The organism is Pseudoflavitalea rhizosphaerae, assembly GCF_003991355.1.
Lineage (GTDB): Bacteria > Bacteroidota > Bacteroidia > Chitinophagales > Chitinophagaceae > Pseudobacter > Pseudobacter rhizosphaerae.
The window spans coordinates 113,393-131,945 of record NZ_RCSU01000002.1; the positions used below are offsets into that span (position 1 = coordinate 113,393).

Consider the following 18,553-nt stretch of genomic DNA (forward strand, 5'->3'; position numbering starts at 1 on the left):
ATGATGAGATCCCTTTGTTTGATAATTTCTTTCTTCGCCGTTATGGCCGTTCAGGCGCAGGATATCATGAGCCTGCAGGATGCCATCGCGCTGGCGCTGAAGAATAATTATGATATACGCATGAGCCGGAATGATTCCGCCTCCTATGCGCTGGATAACGATTATGCTTACGCGGCTTTCCTGCCCCGCCTCAACGCCACCGCCACCAAAGTGTGGAACAACAACTCGCAGAAACAGGAACTTCAGAATGGCAACAAACCCTCCGCCAACGGTATCCGCAGCAATAACCTGCAGGCATCCGTGAACCTGCAATGGACTTTGTTCGACGGTCTCAAAATGTTTGTGACCCGCGATAAACTGGAAGAGTTCGAACGGCTCGGTTCCCTCGGCGTAAAAACGCAGGTGGTGAATACTGTTGCCTCCGTGGTGAATGGATATTTCGATATCGTTCGTCAGAAGCAACAACTGAAAGCCATCGAGGAACAGATCAGCATCAATGAAGAAAGAGTGAAACTGGCGGATAAGAAATTATCGGTTGGCCTTGGCAGTAAGCCCGAGCTGCTGCAGGCGCGGGTTGACCTCAATGCGCAACGCGCTCAACGACTGACACAGCAAACACTCATTGCACAACTTCGGGATAACCTCAACCAGCTGATCGGGTTCAATTCCGGCTCGGTGTACGAAGTGAACGACAGTATCCCCATCAATACAGCATTGCAATACGGCGATCTGAAGAATAACCTGGAGCAAAGCAATCCGGGACTGCTCTTCGCTAAAAAGAATATCGATATTGCCCAACTCACCGTGAAGGAAAGAAAGGCGGAGCTCCTGCCCACCCTCAATTTCAATTCGGCCTATAACTTTTCCCAGCTCCGCAATACAACCGTGATCAACACCTTCACTCCCCTGTTCAACCAGAACAAGGGCTTCAACTACGGTTTCGGCATCAATGTACCCATCCTGAATGGTTTCAATACCAACCGCCTGATCAAACAGGCGAAGCTGGACGTACAATACCAGCAACTGGTATACGAGAACGAACTCACCAAAGTGGATGTGGATCTCAGTAACGCTTTCAAAGATTATGAACTACAAAAACAGTTGCTGGCGCTGGAGGAAGACAATATCACCCTTGCCAAAGAAAATGTTTTCATTGCATTGGAGAGGTTCCGTCAGGGTGTCAGCACCTGGCTGGAGCTCCGGGATGCCCAGCAGAGCCTGGAGCTTAGCTACAACCGCCTGATCGCCGCCCGCTACAATACCAAGCTGGCGGAGACAGAATTACTCCGCCTCAAAGGTGATCTGGTACATTAAAATTATTTCTAAGGCGGTCCCTCCGATTTTTTCCTTTTCTTTGCGGTTCAAACCACGCTATACATGAGTCCCCAGGTAGGAATAATAATGGGAAGCGACAGTGATCTGAACATTATGCAGGCAGCTGCGGATGTGCTGAAAGGCTTTGGCATCTCCTTTGAGTTGACTGTGGTATCAGCACACCGGACCCCCATGCGCATGGTGAAATACGCTGCTGCGGCCAAAGAGAGAGGATTGAAAGTGATCATCGCCGGCGCCGGTGGCGCTGCGCATTTGCCCGGAATGGTTGCCTCCATCACTCCCCTCCCTGTGATTGGCGTTCCGATCAAATCTTCCAACTCGATCGACGGATGGGACTCTGTATTGTCGATCCTTCAAATGCCTAACGGCATCCCCGTTGCTACTGTAGCCCTCAATGCTGCAAAAAATGCAGGCATCCTGGCGGCCAGTATCATCGGCGCCTTCGATGCAGACCTGGGCGAAAAAGTAGTCATATACAAACAACAACTGGAAAGCGAAGTTTTACATAAGGTAGATAAGCTAAAATCGGAAGGCTGGTCCAACAGCTTTGATTAACAGGTGAAGTATGAAAATTAAATTGATCGAATACAAGGAAGTTCCTTCATTTCCTTCAGGATCTGGTATTGAGTTTTATGACGACAAGGTTTTTCTTGTAGGAGATGATTCCAGGGAAGTGATGGTGCTGAACAAAAGGTGGAAGGAAATTGAACGCGTACCCCTGCTCCCGGGTACGGAAACGCGCGTACCCAAGGCCGTGAAATCCGATCTCGAAGCCACTACGGTAGTTACGGTCAACCGGATCCCGCGCCTCCTCATCCTCGGTTCAGGATCACTCGAAAAGAACCGTAACAAAGCCATCCTCTTTAACCTCGACAGCTATCTCAAAGACGAATTCGATCTCACTCCTTTCTATAACCGAATTGCGAAAGCAGGCGTTAAGAATATGAATATCGAAGCGGCTGCCCTGGTAGAAGATCATATCATCCTGGGTAACCGCGGCAATCGCAAGAACCCCGTGAACCAACTGATCATCACCCGCAACGCTTTCTGGAAACACCAGGCACAGGCCGAGATCACTCTTGTAGACCTCGAACTGCCAATAAAAGACAGCAAAGGCATCGGCATCTCCGGCCTCGCTTACTCCCTCCTCAACGACACACTTATCTTCACAGCCTCCACAGAACAAACAGATAACGCGGTTGACGACGGCTCCATCGGCGACAGCTATCTCGGCATCATCGAAAACGCATCCCGTAAGATCGGAAGAAAAAGCCTCAAGGTAAATGAACTGATCAATCTCGGAGAAGTGCATGAGCTCTTCAAAGGATTCAAGATCGAGTCTGTTTGTATCCAGTCCGAGAAATCTAACAGGATGAAATTACATTTGGTGGCCGATAATGATACCGGGAAGAGTTATCTCTTCAAGGTAAGATTGAAATGGTAATCAATTACAGCTCCGGGTTTTCCCCTAACAAATGCAGGTGTAAAAACGGTTTTTGAATTGGTATGAAGTAATGAACTTTAGTGGAATTAATATTCCGCTAAAACTTTGCTTGTGAAAAACATTACCATTTTCCTGTTTGCATTGCTTTGCCTCCAGGCAAAAGCACAGATTTCCCCGGACAGGATCAGAAAGAAGATCGAAGACGTACAGAAACTGGTAAGCCCTTTCTGCGCCAATGAATTGCTTGTTGTTGATACCAATAATACATCAGGCGAATTCAGGAAAGTGGTTACGCTCTCATCTTACAAAAAATATATCGATCAGTATTTCACTTATCTCAGCTATAACCGGGGAAGCCTGCCCACAGGCAACTCAGCAGCATTGGAACTGACCAATAATTCCACGCTGATCAATCTGAGCCTCTCTAAAAAAATAGAACCCAGGTCCCCTTCCGGACCAATGACCATTCTTACCGGTGGAATCAAAGCCAGCATCAGTGATGGTATTTCCCAATTGTTCAGTGGAAGCAACCTGAACACGGGTACTACCCTGTTCGGCAACTTTGCTTTCCTACCCTCCCGTACCCGCTACAGAAAGAATATCAAGATCGAAGTTTCCAGGTTCCTGAACGGAAGGGAAATCCCAGGCCCTTACAAACAAATGAAACGGGACCGCCAGTTGCATGCCCAACAGTTCTGCAGGTACGCTTCCAAAGGGTACTCGGAAAAATACCAGGCATTGATCAACAGATGGGAAGCTGTCTCTGATCAATTGAATAACCTGAAACCAGGAGACGACACGGTTATGCTTAACAAAATAAAAGATGATGTTGAGAAACAGCTTAGCGATGCAGGACTGCTGAAACAATCCGCCTCCAAACTGGCAGGCGCAATGAAAAAGGAATATGAAAACAGGAAATACGATCTTGAAACGGAAACCGAATCCTGGCTATGGGTAAAGTTCCACTGGTTCAGTGGCGGTATTATCTATACACGGCAGTCATATGATACCTACGATGAAAAACAATCCCTGGCCAAGAGATTCGATTCAGACATCTTTGATGAAATAGGATTGAACTTTACTGCACACTGGTTCAGGGAACGGATGAATGAACCGGGCTTCATCGGATCCTCCTATTTCAATATCGGTTATGAACCCAGGACTACCAATAACTATATCGTTCTGAAGAACAAGGATATTACCAGTATCATACTCAGGTCGGCTTCTCCGGCAGACACGGTTTACAGTTTTCAATCTACCAAAAAAGCAAAAAATATAACCGGCAAAGCCTACGAAAGCGGGTGGCAACATAAAGTCAGGTCTACTTTTACAGCCATGCTGGGAGAAAAGCAAAACACTGGCGTAAACCTCCGTGGTGAATGGATCCCTTCCGACCTCATGTCTCCTGTATACAATGCACACCTGGGTGTATTGTTGAGATTCGTAAACAATAATTATGATCCGGCAGACAAAAAGAGCAGTTCCAAACTGAACCTGGAATTCTTTATCGAATTCAATGATATGAGCGATGTGGGAATGTCCGGTAAATCAGTATGGCAGAACAAACTGATCGGTATCAGTACTTCAGTTCCCTTCAACAAAGTCTTCTTCAAATAAAATTGACAAACAATGAGTAAAAGAGTTCTGACAATATACAGAGCCCGCAAGAAAACCCTCAAAGGTGGAGCTGATGAACATTTTTACATTGAGGAAAAAAGGCCGAATGGAAAATGGAAACGAATCCCTGAAGATGCCGGCCCCTACGATTCCGAACAAGAAGCGGAGACCGTAGCAAAAGCCTATTCAGAAGCACATCCGAATGTGGAAGTACGGGTGGTAGCCGAAGTTTAGCTTTCCCTGATGATCACAAACTCCTGCTCCAATGCCAGGCTGCTTTTGTAGATGCAGTCAATGAATTGTCTTCCCCATTTTGCATAATAGGGCATGAAATTCTCCACGCGCTCCTGCAATCCGCCGGTTGGGAATAATGCCTGTCTGATCTGCCGGATCTGTTGTTGCTCGGCTTCGTATTTCTTCTTTTCAGCACGAAGCATTTTCTTCTCCAGCTCCTGCAAAGGCTTTACAGTACGGGCTTTCAGGGCTTCGATATGTGCAAGTAAAGTTTCGTCGATGCGGGTTGCTTTAACACGGATCTCTTCGTAGAGCTGTGTGGTGGCTTCCAGTTCTTTCGTGAGTTTCAGGTGTCCGTTCGACTGGCGGGTAACCAGCGACGTTAGCAGCTGCTGCTCGTCCTGGAAAAAATCACTGATCTGCAAGCCCATCCTTTCGATCTTCTCTTCCCATTTCTTCTCCACTATCAAAAAGGAATTGCGAACCACCAGTACGGGATATGGCACTTTGTAATGATGGAAAAGATCTTTCAGTTCCAGCCAGTAACTGGTTTCCCCGCCACCGCCAATGAAGGCGATATTGGGTAGCAACATTTCCTGGTAGAGGCCACGCAGGATCACATTCGGACTGAAACGATCGGGATGATCATTCAGCTCAACGGCCAGTTCAGCCTTCGTGAAACGGAGCTGCGTATTGCGCACTTCGTAATGATCATCTTTCCATTCGATCAGTTCACGAATACCATCTTTCAGGTAAAAAAGATTGATGGCGCGGGGATTGGCCTGCACTTTATATTGTTCACCCAGTTTGGCGATCGTTTTTTCAACGATGGCGCCGGGCGTCTGGTGATAGAGATCATCTTCAAATACAGATACCATCAGCTTTTTCAGCAGGGCGGTATCAGGAATGATGGTGATCAGTCCATATTCGGCAAACAGTTCATGGATCAGCTTGAACGTGGCCGTCTGGATATCAGGACTGTTTAGATAAGCTTCCCTGATCATTTTGATCAGTTCCTCCCCGTGTGGTAATACAGAGAGCTCACCGGAAATGCGGTGGATCATCTGGTCGAGGCCCTTAGTGTTCATGCGACCAACGGCGCCGGTCTGGCGTGTATTCCAAACGAGTTTGTCGCCACTCAGCCAGATATTTCCGAGCTCGTCCAGGTCGGCATCTTCACTGCCCATCCAGAATACAGGCACAAAATTGTTTTCGGGCATTTCCTTTTTGAGCTGGTCTGCCAGCCGGATGGTGTGAACGATCTTATAAATGAAATAAAGATGACCAGTAAAGATGGCGGGCTGATGCGCCGTGGTTACGGTAAATGTATTGTCCTGAAGAAGGGATTGAATATTTTGTTGCACTTTACCTGCAGGCGACACTAATTTGTATTGCTCCTGTAGTCCTTCCACCAGCAGTTTCCTTTCCTGGATGAATTGCTGACGCTGCCCGATGGACGCTTTGATGCCTTCGATATCGGGCAGATGCTCGTAGAACGGGCGTAATTCCGGCGATCCATCCAGATAATCGATCACCACTTTGGAGAAATATCCCGTATTGCTATAAGGTAGTTGTGTAGTGCTACAATTCATAAGCGGACATAAAAGTACGACTTGCCTATCTTAAAAAAATCCTTTGGCCATATTTAACAAAGACTAAGAGAATTTTGTTCGGCCGCTTATTTCCTTTCTACGTTAAAAGCGCTGTAATTGATACTGGGCGTGGCTCCTGTGATGATCTCTTCCACCAGCTTACCTGTTCCTGCAGCCAGTGAGAGCCCCAGCATGGCATGACCGCAGGCGATCACCAGGTTACTGTACCGGCTATGCCGCCCGATAAAAGGAAGTCCATCCGGCGACAACGGGCGGTAACCATGCCATATTTTTTCGGAGGACACCCATTGAACAGGCAGATCGGGATAATAGAGTTTGGCGGCATTGTAAATGGCCTGCGCACGTTTCACCAGTGTGGGCGAACCAAGTCCGCTGATCTCCATGGTGCCGCCCATCCGGAGGTCTGCCCCCATCGGTGTCATAGCGGTGCGGTGGTCTACCAGGATGGCGGGATATTGTAAGTTGCGTTCCACTTTTTCGAAAGTCATACTGTAGCCCTTGCCGGCTTGCAATAACAAATGTATACCGAGTTCTTTATTGAGGATGGGCAACCATGAGCCCGGCGCCAGCACCAGTTCATCGCAATCGAATTTCCCTTTGTCTGTGATCACCGCCGTTACCTTGCCGCCCTGCTTTTCAAAGCCTGTGATATTGGTATTGAGCTGGAATTGCACACCCGCCTTTACCAGCGCCTCATGCAGTGTGCGCATGAAATCACCGGGATGCAAATGACAATCGATGGGATACAATACTCCTCCTCTCACATCGATCTCCACTTCGGTTTCCATGTCCTGCACTTCTTTACCATTGCAGATGATGGTTTCCAGTCCGAGTGCATTGGCCTGCTTCGCCAGTTCATGTTCATGTTTCTCGGTTGCAGGACTTTTGTACATCATGAAGATGCCTTTTTCCTCCATTCGAAAATGGTTTCCCAGTTCTTCTTTCATTTCACTGGTGAGCTGGCGGCTCAGCATCAGGATATCGAAGAGCGGCGGGATATTCCTGTTCATGGTACTCTGATTGGCATTTCGCCAGAAAGCAAGGCACCACCTGATCAGGTCTGCATTCAATCTTGGTTTGATGTAGAATGGGCTGGTGGAACTGAGCATCCAGCGAAGCCCTTTGGAGATGATACCGGGCGATGATAGCGGAATGATATGACTGGGAGAAACATAACCTGCATTGCCAAACGAAGTTCCTTTGGTAATATCGTTACGCTCTATAACGGTCACCTGTAGTCCTTTTTTCTGAAGATACCAGGCGCAGCATAAACCGATCACACCACCGCCTGCAATTGTTACTTGTTGGGTCATGGAAGAAAGGGATAGTCCCAACAATATACAAAAAAAGTGGACTATTGAATGGCGTCCCTGGTAAGAACATCGTTCACGGTCCTCCAGATACCGAGTGGGTTGGCATTCTTCAGCTCATCGGGCAGCAGGCTGTCAGGCCATCCCTGGTAGCATACAGGTCTAGCGAATCTTTTGATACCATCCGCGCCCACAGCGGAAAAGCGGCTATCGGTGGTGGCGGGAAAAGGCCCGCCATGCTGCATACTAAGTGCAACAGTAACGCCGGTTGGCACGCCATTCATGATGAATCTCCCTGCAATATTTTTTATGGATTCCACCAATGCGGGATTTTGCAGGATGTCCTGCTCAGTTGCCATCAACGATGCAGTTAACTGCCCTTCCAGTTTCAAAACCAGCTGGTGCATCTCCGTTAGACCGGCGCATCTGACCACGATCGAATAAGGGCCAAAAACTTCCTGATGCAGTACGGGATTGCTGAGAAAGGCAGATGCCGGCGCCGTAGCGATGGTGGCAATGCCCTGTGCGCCTTCAGCAGCATTGCGGCTTTCTGCCACTTCGGTTACTGATTGCTGCGAGAGCGATGTCTGACGTTTTTCTGCATAGGCTTTGGCAATGCCTGGATGCAGCATGTCTGCAGGAGCTGTTTGCGCGATGCCTTCGCCGAGTATTTCGATGAACTGGTCCAGTTCTTTGCTCTCCACTCCCACGATCAGTCCCGGATTGGTGCAGAATTGTCCAACACTGGTAGTTACGGAAGCCGCATACATCTCCGCGATCTCCTTTGTTGCGTTTTTCAGTTTTTCAGGAAAAAGAAAAACAGGATTGATGCTTCCCATTTCCGAGAAAACAGGAATGGGCTCCGGTCTTGCATTGGCCCAGTCCCAAAGCTGCTTGCCACCGGCAAAAGATCCGGTGAAGCCAACAGCTTTCACACGCGGATGTTCCACCAGGGCCTTCCCCACTTCGAAAGAACTGCCATGCACATGCGCAAATACATATTCAGGCATATTGGTTTCGCGGGCTGCTTCAAGAATGATATCGGCCACCATCTGTGAAGTGGCGGCATGCGCCGGATGACCTTTCACTATCACCGGACAACCGGCAGCGAATGCACAGGCGGTATCCCCACCCGCAGTACTATACGCGAAAGGAAAATTACTGGCTCCGAAAACCACCACCGGCCCCAGCGGCGTAAGCGTTTTCCGCAGATCGGGAGACACTGTATTCTTCTCGCTCCTGGCAGTATCTATCCTTGCATCCAGCCATGCGCCGCGCTCACAGGCCGCCGCATAACTGGTGAGCTGGAATACGGTACGAGACTTTTCTGATCTCAGTCGCGCTTCGGGCAGATGTGTTTCCTTCATGGCTGTTTTCACCAATGCCGCATCTGCATTATCCAATCGCTTAGCAATAGCGCGCATAAAATCAGCACGCTGCTTCAAACTCAGCAAACGGTATTCATGAAAGGCTTGCCAGGCATTGTTGCAAATTGTATCGATAGCTTCCAGTGAGGCATCAGGATATGGCATACAAAGAAATTGAAAAATGAAAAAATGTACCTGCAATGTACGCCACATCGGCCATTCTGAGCAAAGGTGAAATGAACAAGCCGGCCTTCAAAACATAAGCGCAAAAGTTCAATAGAATTTCCTGAGCCCCATCTCTCCCATCCACAGCCCAATAAATATTCTCCCGCGGCGGTATGTTTTACAGCCGGCGTTTCATTTCCCTTTGCGAAGCACAGCCATAAAAAAAGCCCGGCTGCTCAGCCGGGCTTTCACAAAATATAATGCAATTATCAAGATACAATCTCTCCTTCCAGATCATAATCATACGCCTTCGTGATCTTCACATTCACAAACTCGCCGATCGCCAGTTTCTTATTCGTCTGGATGATCACTTCATTGTCCACTTCCACACTGTCGAATTCAGTTCTGCCGAGATAGCGCCCTGATTCTTTTTTATCGATGAGCGTCTTGAAGGTTTGTCCGATCTTTTCCTGGTTCTTTTCATAGCTGATCTCCTGTTGTACTTCCATGATCTCCTGTGCGCGTGCTTCTTTCTCTTCAGCGGGGATCGTGTCTTCCAGATCGTAAGCCGTAGTGTTCTCTTCATGGGAATAGGTGAAGATGCCTACCCTGTCGAACCGGTGTTGTTGCAGGAATGATTTCACGGTTTCAACGTCATCACGTGTTTCGCCGGGGAAGCCGGTAATAAGCGTGGTGCGAAGGTGAATGCCGGGAACTGTTTCGCGGATCGCGTGGATCAGCTCGTCCATTTCCGCTTTGCTGATCTGGCGGCGCATGGCTTTGAGCATATTGTCGCTCGCATGCTGCAGGGGCATGTCGAGGTAATTACAGATATTATCGCGCTGACGCATCGCATCCAGGATCTCCAGGGGGAACCTGGAGGGATATGCGTAATGAAGGCGGATCCATTCCAGTCCCTTTACATCAGCGAGTCGATGTAAAAGATCATTGAGACTGCGCTTCTTATAAATATCAAGTCCGTAATAAGTGAGTTCCTGTGCTATCAGCATGATCTCTTTCACGCCCATGCTCACGAGCTTCTCAGCTTCCTTCACCAGGTCTTCCATGGTGCGGCTCACGTGTTTGCCGCGCATGAGCGGGATGGCGCAGAAACTGCAGGTGCGGTTGCAGCCTTCGGATATTTTGAGGTAAGCGTAATGTTTGGGAGTGGCCAGGAGGCGTTCACCGATCAGCTCGGCTTTATAGTCGGCCTCGAATTGTTTCAGGATCAGGGGCAGCTCCATAGTGCCGAAATAAGCGTCCACTTCAGGGATTTCAGTCTCAAGATTGTTCTTGTAACGCTCACTCAGGCAGCCGGTTACATAAACCTTATCAAGTTTTCCTTTACGCTTGAGCTCTACCTGGTCAAGGATGGTATTGATGGATTCTTCCTTGGCCTTATCTATAAAGCCACAGGTATTCACGATCACGATATTGTGGTCCTTTTTCTGGTTCTCGTGCACCACATCGATCTCGTTAGCCAGCAGCTGGCCGCTCAGTACTTCACTGTCTACCATGTTCTTGCTGCAGCCGAGGGTAATGATATTTACCTTGTCCTGTTTTCTTGTTCTTGTTTTCATACCTGTGGGCGCAAAGGTAACTACATTTAAAATATGCACCGAACCTATTATATTTACGCGGATTTTTGTGGGTCCATATTATTGACTTTTATGGATTTAACTGATGATTGACGGTTTCAGGCAGGTTTGGCATAATTTTTTAGAAGCATTCATCATTAAACAATCAAAGTATGAAAAAGTTATCGGTTGTGTTAGCGCTGGCGTTTGTGGTGGGAATGGGTTCTTCTGCAAAGGCGCAGGCACTTGGTTCAGATTACAAGACGGCATTGGGTGTTAAGTTCTATCCCGGCGCCATTACATTGAAACATTTTATCAAGGACGATGCTGCCATCGAAGGATTGCTCTCATTCTGGAGATATGGTTTTCGTCTTACCGGTTTGTACGAATACCACGGTGATATCAACAATGCACCCGGACTGAAATGGTATGTGGGTGGCGGTGCGCATATCGGCGCCTGGAATAATGAGTGGAAAGACCGATACCCGAACCGCGACAATGGCGTTCAGTTCGGTGTTGATGGTGTACTGGGCCTGGATTACAAGATCAGGGAAGCTCCGATCAACCTGAGCCTCGACTGGCAGCCTTCGTTCAATCTTGTAGGTTATTCCTATTTTGAAGGCGGATGGTTTGGCCTGGCCATCAGGTATACCTTCTAAGTTTAGCTGAAAAAATCATTTGAGGGGTGTTGTGCAAACAACACCCTTTTTTTGGGGTTTATCAGCGCGCCGGCAGTCGCTCGCCTCCGGCGAGTGACTTGTATTGGTTCGCCTCCGGCGAACACCGCGTCGCCGGAGGCGACTAAACAAAAGTCACTCGCCGGAGGCGAGCGACTGCCGGCGCGCTGATTTATTGTAACTGTGTAACTGTGGCAAGATTCACTTCCGCGATCTGCTTTACCCTGGCGGCTGAGGCCGCCGAGCTGAATTCATCGGGAGCCGTGTGCAGCACATAATCCAGCAACTGCTCCACTGAGCTAACTGCTACGTGCATGCGCGTATCGGAAGACGCATAATAAATGAGCACTTTTCCATCATCGTCGGCTACCCAGCCATTACAGAACAAAACATTCGATACATCGCCGGTGCGCTCATCCCCTTCCGGCGCCATAAAATAACCGGCGGGCTTAGCGATCACTTTCGTAAGATCATGCAGATCCGTGAGGAAAAGATAGAGCGTATAACGGAGACCAGCAGCCGTGTTCCTCACACCATGCGCCATGTGAAGCCATCCCTTGTCTGTTTTGATCGGTGCGGGCCCCAGGCCGTTCTTCGCTTCATAAATGGTATGGTATCTTTTCGGATCTATCACCCATTCTTCCGTGATCACTGCTTTTTCGATATTGCTGCACAAACCAAAACCGATCCCGCCGCCACTGCCTGCTTCAATGAATCCGTCCTGCGGCCTTGTATAAAATGCATATTGTCCGTTCACGAATTCAGGATGCAACACCACATTCCGTTGTTGCGGGGACCCTGTTTCCAGGTTGGGCAGCCGCTCCCAATCCGTCATGTCCTTTGTCCGGGCGATACCACATTGCGCAATGGCGCTGCTCTGATCGCCGGGGGCTGCATTGGGATCACGCTTTTCCGTGCAGAAGATGCCGTAGATCCAGCCGTCTTCATGTTGCACCAGGCGTATATCGTAGAGATTGGTGTCTCCGTCCGGTAAGGATGGCATCTGGATGGGATATTGACGGAATACAAAATTGTCTGTTCCGTTTTCGCTTTCCGCCACGGCGAAAAACGATTTCCTGTCGGCACCTTCCACTCTCGCCACCAGTGCATATTTATTATTGAATTTGATGGCTCCTGCATTGAATACAGCATTGATGCCAAACCTTTCCATGAGAAAGGGATTGGTGTTTGGATCAAGATCATACCGCCAGAACAGTGGCGTATGCGCCGCTGTAAGCACAGGATGCCTGTATCGAATGAAAATACCATTCCCGGTTTCTTCAGGTATATTGGGCCTTTTGATAAGTGATGCATGTTCCTCCTTCAAGCGCTTCAATCTCAAATCGAAATTCATCTGTTATTCTTTTCTATTTTTTTTAATACAAGCCGATATCATCCAGGTATACTTCCCGGGCCTGACCGGAGAACTCTTTGATGATGATATTGGTCAGAGTGGCGGGGTTTCCAAGATTGGTGAATGGCACCTGGAAATCCAGCCATTTGTCTGCTTCATTGATGATAATGGTATAGCCCGCTGCTTCGTTGCCGCTGGCGGATAGTTTCACTTTTTTACCGATGGAATTTTGTCCAACGTAAATGGAGAACTTGATCCCTGTGTAGCCTGCGGTGCTGAGCGTGGGCGCATTTTTGGAGATGCGGAAAGCGCCCCATCCATTCCAGGTACATTTGACGGAATTGCTTCCGCTTCTTACTGGTGTGGCATTATCCAGTACGAAAGTGCCGCCGAAAGAACTGTTGTACCAGGTGGCTGCCACCGCCTCATCAAATACCATATAGGCATAGCCGAAGATCAGTCCTGATTTGACGGTACCGCTGGCCGTAGTTACATAGATATAGCCCAACTGCACGCCTGCAGGCACTTTCACAGTGATCTCGCTTTTGGTGGATGAAAGGATCTGCGCAGGTGTATTATCGAACCTCACTTCTGATACGCCTCCAAAATAGTCGCCTTTGATGGTCACTTCATCATCGGCCACCCCTCCTACCGGATTGAAGGAATAGATCACCGGTGCTGGTTGAAGAATAGTATACTGGTATGTATCCGAGCCAAAAGGTGTGGTAACGGTGATGGGATTCTCGGAAGGATGTGGCAGTATTGCCGGAATCTTCACGGTTACACTGGTATCGTCTGCCCATATCAGTGAGTCGGCGGCAGCTATGGTATTGAACACAACCGATTCCGTGCCGGCCAGATGTTGTCCCTTGATCATGATCCAGGTGCCGTAATCCGTGGCAGGCAATTGATTGTTCCTGTCTGTAAGATTGGTAACGCCTGTGATCTTCGGCGGCAGTCCACCTGCAGTTTTGGTCTTTTTGCAGGATGCCGCCAGCAACAGCAGTACCGGAATGGTCAGCAGGTATATAGTTTTGAAATGCTTTTTCATATGAGGCAATTTGAAATGAAGAATGAATTACCAGCCGGGATTGTTGTCGGGGATCGACTGATTTGAATTGATCTCACTAAGCGGAATGGGCAGCAGCAGGTTTCTCGACGCCCTCACTTTGGAGATATTGTTCTGCCCGGTACCGATCTTGTTCATCACCTGGAGGTAGATGCCCCAGCGCATGAGATCGAAGCGGCGCACCCCTTCCAGCGCAAACTCGCGCGCACGTTCTGCGATCACGAAGCTGCGGAACTGCTCTTTGTCCATATTCGCGGGGGCTTCTGTGGCATGGGCCCTGTCCCTCACTTTCTTCAGGTACGTATAGGCTTCAGCGGTAGGTCCGTCATTGGCTTCATTGGCAGCTTCGGCATAGATCAGGTAGATCTCTGAATAGCGCATCAGCGGGAAATAAGCATCGCTGTTGGCCAGTGTAGGATCTGAAACATCTGCGTATTTGATCACATAGGCGCGATCGTCTGTAGTGCCGTTATTGTTGTAGACCACCCCATTGATGTTCTTGTAGATGGCCGCCTGCCAGGAAGGATAGAAATATTTAGTGCCGGTATTGGTGGCATAGTTGTGTACAACGCCATCGAGTACGCGAAGATCGGCATCTTCATAATCCAGGTAGTGATGGTTGGTGAACCAGGTAGCGCCACGACCGAAAGTGGACAACGCAGAGAAATAATTATGAAGATTGTTCATGAAAGGAGTACCTGTCATGGATTGTACTTCCCACATATGCTCGCGCCTGTTGCGGCTACCCTTCGCCCATAATTCTTTCCAGCTGTCGTAGAGCGAGTATTCATTATCCTGGATCAGCTCCATCGCCTTATCCCTGGCCAGTGCTGCGTAATGTTTGCTATCGATATTCTCATAACCGGCAACAATGTTTTTCGGGTAAGTATAGTAGCCATTATCCTGCCCGCCGCGAACGCTCACATTGCCTGTTGCTGCACCGGATGCCATGGTGAGATAGGTTTTGGCCAGCATGCCTTTGGCCAGTCCGCGCGTAACCCGGCCTGGTTCCCCTGCTTTGGCGTGGCCGGCAGGAAATAACATGGTCTCCGCTTTTTTGAAATCTTCGATGATGGCGGCGTATACTTCTTCTACAGATGAACGCGGTCTGTTCCGCTCAGGGTCTTCAGATAGTGTCTTTGTTCTGATGGGCACTCCGCCATAGAGCTGTACCAGTTGGAAATAAGCCCAGCCACGCAGAAAATAGCATTCACCGAGGATGCGTTGTTTGATCTCGGCATCGATTTCAGTTTCCAGTTTTCCAACATTTTCGAGAACGGTATTGGCCCTACCGATGATGGTATAACAACCAACCCAGGGTCCGTCCACACCCCAGTATCCCTGCGGGTTTCCGGCTCCTGATGTACCCAGGAACCAGTCGGCCCCGGAAACATGATCATCATCCAGCACAGTCAGGTTCCAGAAAGGCTGCTGGTACATTTCCCAGGTGTAGAGCGCACTGTATACGCCGTTCATCGCAATCTTCGCATCGCTTTCGTTCTTATAAAAGTTTTCGGGAGAATAGAATGAATAGGGTGTTTCTTCCAGCGCTTTGGTGCAGGAGCCCAGAGAAAGCAGGGCGGCCGGAACTACCAGGGTCCTGCAGACTTTATTGATATAATGAGAAATATTGTTGTTCATGATAGTAATGTTTTAGAAACTGCAACGCAGACTGAGTGAATAAGTACGGGAGTTGGGATAACCGCCGAGGTCTACACCAAACATGGCGGGATTATCGCCATAGCTGTTCACTTCAGGATCGAAGCCGCTGTAATCGGTGAATGTGAAAAGATTGTTCACGCCGAAAGCAAGACGGATATTGCGGATATTCCTGATCATGTTTTGCGGGAAATTGTACCCGATGGTCACGTTCTTGATGCGAACGAAACTACCGTCTTCAATGAACCTGCGGGTAAAGAGCATATTCCTCCAGAACTGGCGCATGGCCTTGGGACCGGTAGCTTTGGAATTGTCTTTCCCTTCTGCCCAGGCGCCATTCAGCATATCTTCCGTTACATTTTTTCCTGCTCCGAAATTATCATTGAAGCGGGTGTTCATATTGATGACATCGTTGCCCTGAACGCCATTCACGAAAATGGACAAATCGAAATGCTGATAGCGGAAATTGTTGGTGATACCGAAAGTGTAATTGGGATTTACATCACCGATAACGGTCCTGTCGGACACCGAGATAGAACTGGGGTCTTTATCGAGGTTGCGGTATTTCACCTCACCGATCATTCTTTTGATGTATGCATCTGTATTCCCGGTGTAAAGTGGCGAGTTGCGCACTTCGGCTTCATTATCGAAGTAACCGTCTTCCACGTAGCCATACAATGCGCCGATGGGCAGGCCCGCACGTTGCAGGAATGGCGCATCGCCGGTGGAGATATTGCCGGCATATTGTTCCTTGAGATTGCTGCCCAGTTCCAGGATCTTGTTCCTGTTGAAAGCGATATTGGCGGCGGCCTTCCATTCGAATTGCTTATTGCTCACCAGCCTTGCGTCCAGCGCCAGTTCAATACCCTTGTTCTCTACCGTGCCTGAGTTGCGCAGTTGTCTTTCGAAACTGGTGGAAGGTGCGGTAGTGATGTATTGGAGAAGATCTTTTGTTTTTTTATAATAAGCGTCTACATGGAAATTGACCCTTCCATCGAACAGACCGAGGTCCACACCGAGGTTGTAGGCAGTAGTGGTTTCCCAGATAAGTGAATCATTGGCCGGGCCTGCATATACATCGTCAGCAAGACCGGTATACTGTGTTCCGTCGAAAGGATAATTGTACACAGCCAGTTTGGCGAGCGAAGAATAAGCGCCGATGCCCTGGTTGCCCGTTTGTCCATAACTGGCGCGGAGCCCGAGTTCATTGATCCATGAAACCTCTTTCATGAAATCTTCCTTGTGTATTTTCCAGGCAAATGCCGCGGATGGGAAATTGGCCCATTTGTTCGTCTTACCAAATTTACTGGAACCGTCACGGCGGATGGAGGCAGTGAGCAGGTATTTGTCGTGCAGTGAATAATTGACCCTGCCGAGGAAAGACACCAGTGCGGAACTGTAGCGATTGTTCGTAACCGGCATCACCAGTGCTGCAGCTTTGAAGTTCTCATTCTGCAGCTGATCATTGGGGAAATCTTTCGCTTCCGCGCGCTTCCATTGTCCTGCTGTTTTTTCATAAGTGGCAGCGCCCATGAAGTTCAGAGAATGTTCACCGAAAGTTTCCGCATAACTGATGATGCTTTCGGTGATCACGCTGGTCCAGAGATTATCCGACTTCAATCCCCATCCCCTGGCGCTGAAACCTTCGTATACAGTACGGGGATAGTACTGGTCCCTGGAATTGCCGCCATAGTTGAAACCCAGGTTCTGGCGGAACTTCAGGCCTTTGGTGAGGTTGATCTCGAGGAAATTGGAAGAGAAGATGTTCAGGGCATTTACCTTATTGAGTACATCATTCGTGTATATGACAGGGTTAGTGATGAAATACCCCTCCCCTGATCCATCATATTCTTCAATAGTGGAAATGGTGGTCGGATAAGTCAGTGCGGCCCTGATCACACCGGCGCTGGCGGCGTCGGATTTGTCCGTGCCCGTTTTCACACCACGCGTAATGCTATTGGATACGGCAGTGCTGGTACCGATACGGAAGATCCTGCCCAGGTTCCTGTTCAGGTTCAGGCTCAGGCCCATTTTTTTGAAGCCTGAATTCTGAATGATTCCATCCTGGTCGATATAATTGAAGGAGATGCTATGATTGCCGTTCTCATTGGCGCCGGAAATATTGGCGGTGTATTGTTGCTGGAAGCCTTTTCTGAAGATCGAGTTCTGCCAGTCCGTATGATCATTCTCGAACTTTGAAAGATCGGGATAGGGATCGTTGAAAGTAGCGCCATCGTATTTCCTGGCATTGGCATAAGACAGGTTTTGAAATTTCGCATATTCGAGCGGCGATAACATTTTCAGTTTTTTGGTCACTTCAGCCACGCCTACATTGGCGAGCAGTTCCACTTTATCCCTTCCCACTTTCCCTTTTCGGGTGGTGATCAGCACTACGCCATTGGCGCCGCGGGAACCGTAGATGGCGGTTGCGGAAGCATCTTTCAATACATCGATCGTTTCAATATCCGCCGGATTGAGGAATGCCAGTGCATTGAGACTTTGCTTTTCATCTTCCCCTATCGCTGAAGGCGTAGAGCCGCTGCTGCTGTTATTGAAAGGAACGCCATCTATCACGTAGAGCGGTTCGGTGCCACCGAGAACGGAATTGCTGCCGCGTATGCGGATACTAAGTCCTGCACCGGGGGCGCCATCATTCTGCGTTACATTCACACCGGCCAGCTTACCCTGCATGGCCTGCAGCACATTGCCGGGGTTATCGCGGATCAGGTCTTCCCTGCTGATCCTCTGCACAGATCCGGTGAGATCGGATTTCTTAACGGAGCCGTACCCCACAACAATCACGTCGGAGAGCGAGGAGGCCAGCGGCTTTAGTTTTATCGTGTATGCAGCGGCGCTGGTGATCGGAACTACTGCACTGTCCATCCCCACGTAAGTAACTACCAGCGTGGTGGCGCCTGCAGGAACGTCGAGGAAGAACTTGCCCTGTGCATTGGTTTTGGTAACAACACTGGTTTTTCTGATGCTGACCGTAGCATTGGAAAGCGGTTCCCCGGTTTCGTTGGTAACGGTGCCGGCAATGGGTTTTGCCTGCGCCAGGCACTGGACCCCGGCAAGAACAAGCAAGAGGAGGTTAAAGAAAAACTTTTTTCTCATAAAGCAATATCGTTTGAC

At 49.0% G+C, this 18,553-nt stretch carries 14 protein-coding genes; 6 read left to right on the forward strand and 8 right to left on the reverse strand.

The window, feature by feature from the left end; genetic code table 11:
- From D9Y29_RS03270 to D9Y29_RS03290, 5 genes are all read left to right on the forward strand, one after another.
- Positions 1–1,314 (forward strand): TolC family protein, encoded by a 1,314-nt coding sequence (locus D9Y29_RS03270; protein ID WP_127125026.1) that lies wholly within the window; start codon positions 1–3, stop codon positions 1,312–1,314.
- Positions 1,315–1,377: 63 nt separating this feature from the next.
- Positions 1,378–1,890 carry a 5-(carboxyamino)imidazole ribonucleotide mutase gene (gene purE, locus D9Y29_RS03275; RefSeq protein WP_127125027.1) on the forward strand — a complete coding sequence of 171 codons (513 nt, stop codon included), beginning with the start codon at positions 1,378–1,380 and terminating at the stop codon, positions 1,888–1,890.
- A gap of 10 nt (positions 1,891–1,900) precedes the next feature.
- Positions 1,901–2,779, forward strand: coding sequence for a DUF6929 family protein (locus D9Y29_RS03280; RefSeq protein ID WP_127125028.1), 879 nt, complete (start codon positions 1,901–1,903; stop codon positions 2,777–2,779).
- Between the two features lie 111 nt (positions 2,780–2,890).
- Complete coding sequence (locus D9Y29_RS03285) at positions 2,891–4,396, forward strand: hypothetical protein (RefSeq protein WP_127125029.1); 1,506 nt, start codon at positions 2,891–2,893, stop codon at positions 4,394–4,396.
- 12 nt (positions 4,397–4,408) lie between these two features.
- The gene (locus D9Y29_RS03290) at positions 4,409–4,630 is read left to right on the forward strand and encodes a hypothetical protein (protein WP_127125030.1); all 222 of its coding nucleotides are present in this window, start codon (positions 4,409–4,411) and stop codon (positions 4,628–4,630) included.
- Here the strand turns inward: D9Y29_RS03290 and bshC are convergent.
- The 4 genes from bshC to rimO form a co-directional block, all read right to left on the reverse strand.
- Positions 4,627–6,222: a bacillithiol biosynthesis cysteine-adding enzyme BshC gene (gene bshC, locus D9Y29_RS03295; RefSeq protein ID WP_127125031.1), complete on the reverse strand. Its 1,596-nt coding sequence runs from the start codon at positions 6,220–6,222 to the stop codon at positions 4,627–4,629. The two genes, D9Y29_RS03290 and bshC, sit on opposite strands and share 4 nt — an antisense overlap.
- An 86-nt stretch (positions 6,223–6,308) precedes the next feature.
- A complete protein-coding gene (locus D9Y29_RS03300) occupies positions 6,309–7,580 on the reverse strand; it encodes an NAD(P)/FAD-dependent oxidoreductase (RefSeq protein ID WP_338143002.1) in 1,272 nt (423 codons plus the stop codon).
- A gap of 17 nt (positions 7,581–7,597) precedes the next feature.
- Positions 7,598–9,085, reverse strand: coding sequence for an aldehyde dehydrogenase (NADP(+)) (locus D9Y29_RS03305; protein ID WP_127125033.1), 1,488 nt, complete (start codon positions 9,083–9,085; stop codon positions 7,598–7,600).
- Between the two features lie 269 nt (positions 9,086–9,354).
- On the reverse strand, positions 9,355–10,665 hold the full coding sequence (gene rimO / locus D9Y29_RS03310) for a 30S ribosomal protein S12 methylthiotransferase RimO (protein WP_127125034.1): 1,311 nt from the start codon (positions 10,663–10,665) through the stop codon (positions 9,355–9,357).
- Positions 10,666–10,835: 170 nt separating this feature from the next.
- On the opposite strand from rimO, the gene D9Y29_RS03315 reads away from it, so the two are divergent.
- Positions 10,836–11,321 (forward strand): hypothetical protein, encoded by a 486-nt coding sequence (locus D9Y29_RS03315; protein WP_127125035.1) that lies wholly within the window; start codon positions 10,836–10,838, stop codon positions 11,319–11,321.
- Between the two features lie 190 nt (positions 11,322–11,511).
- On the opposite strand, the gene D9Y29_RS03320 is transcribed toward D9Y29_RS03315, so the two are convergent.
- From D9Y29_RS03320 to D9Y29_RS03335, 4 genes are read right to left on the reverse strand one after another with little or no spacing between them, the layout of a single operon-like run.
- On the reverse strand, positions 11,512–12,693 hold the full coding sequence (locus tag D9Y29_RS03320) for a glycoside hydrolase family 130 protein (RefSeq protein ID WP_127125036.1): 1,182 nt from the start codon (positions 12,691–12,693) through the stop codon (positions 11,512–11,514).
- Positions 12,694–12,715: 22 nt separating this feature from the next.
- Positions 12,716–13,744: an IPT/TIG domain-containing protein gene (locus tag D9Y29_RS03325; protein ID WP_127125037.1), complete on the reverse strand. Its 1,029-nt coding sequence runs from the start codon at positions 13,742–13,744 to the stop codon at positions 12,716–12,718.
- Positions 13,745–13,771: 27 nt separating this feature from the next.
- Positions 13,772–15,403, reverse strand: coding sequence for a RagB/SusD family nutrient uptake outer membrane protein (locus D9Y29_RS03330; protein ID WP_127125038.1), 1,632 nt, complete (start codon positions 15,401–15,403; stop codon positions 13,772–13,774).
- 12 nt (positions 15,404–15,415) lie between these two features.
- Complete coding sequence (locus D9Y29_RS03335; RefSeq protein WP_127125039.1) at positions 15,416–18,535, reverse strand: SusC/RagA family TonB-linked outer membrane protein; 3,120 nt, start codon at positions 18,533–18,535, stop codon at positions 15,416–15,418.
- Between the last annotated feature and the right edge of the window lie 18 nt (positions 18,536–18,553).

Bases quoted from the DNA above. Each gene is read 5' to 3' on its own strand.
- D9Y29_RS03330 (WP_127125038.1), bottom strand. From the start codon at position 15,403: ATGAACAACAATATTTCTCATTATATCAATAAAGTCTGCAGGACCCTG.
- D9Y29_RS03305 (WP_127125033.1), bottom strand. From the start codon at position 9,085: ATGCCATATCCTGATGCCTCACTGGAAGCTATCGATACAATTTGCAAC.
- D9Y29_RS03270 (WP_127125026.1), top strand. From the start codon at position 1: ATGATGAGATCCCTTTGTTTGATAATTTCTTTCTTCGCCGTTATGGCC.
- D9Y29_RS03335 (WP_127125039.1), bottom strand. From the start codon at position 18,535: ATGAGAAAAAAGTTTTTCTTTAACCTCCTCTTGCTTGTTCTTGCCGGG.
- D9Y29_RS03325 (WP_127125037.1), bottom strand. From the start codon at position 13,744: ATGAAAAAGCATTTCAAAACTATATACCTGCTGACCATTCCGGTACTG.
- D9Y29_RS03280 (WP_127125028.1), top strand. From the start codon at position 1,901: ATGAAAATTAAATTGATCGAATACAAGGAAGTTCCTTCATTTCCTTCA.
- D9Y29_RS03315 (WP_127125035.1), top strand. From the start codon at position 10,836: ATGAAAAAGTTATCGGTTGTGTTAGCGCTGGCGTTTGTGGTGGGAATG.
- bshC (WP_127125031.1), bottom strand. From the start codon at position 6,222: ATGAATTGTAGCACTACACAACTACCTTATAGCAATACGGGATATTTC.
- D9Y29_RS03290 (WP_127125030.1), top strand. From the start codon at position 4,409: ATGAGTAAAAGAGTTCTGACAATATACAGAGCCCGCAAGAAAACCCTC.
- purE (WP_127125027.1), top strand. From the start codon at position 1,378: ATGAGTCCCCAGGTAGGAATAATAATGGGAAGCGACAGTGATCTGAAC.
- D9Y29_RS03320 (WP_127125036.1), bottom strand. From the start codon at position 12,693: ATGAATTTCGATTTGAGATTGAAGCGCTTGAAGGAGGAACATGCATCA.
- rimO (WP_127125034.1), bottom strand. From the start codon at position 10,665: ATGAAAACAAGAACAAGAAAACAGGACAAGGTAAATATCATTACCCTC.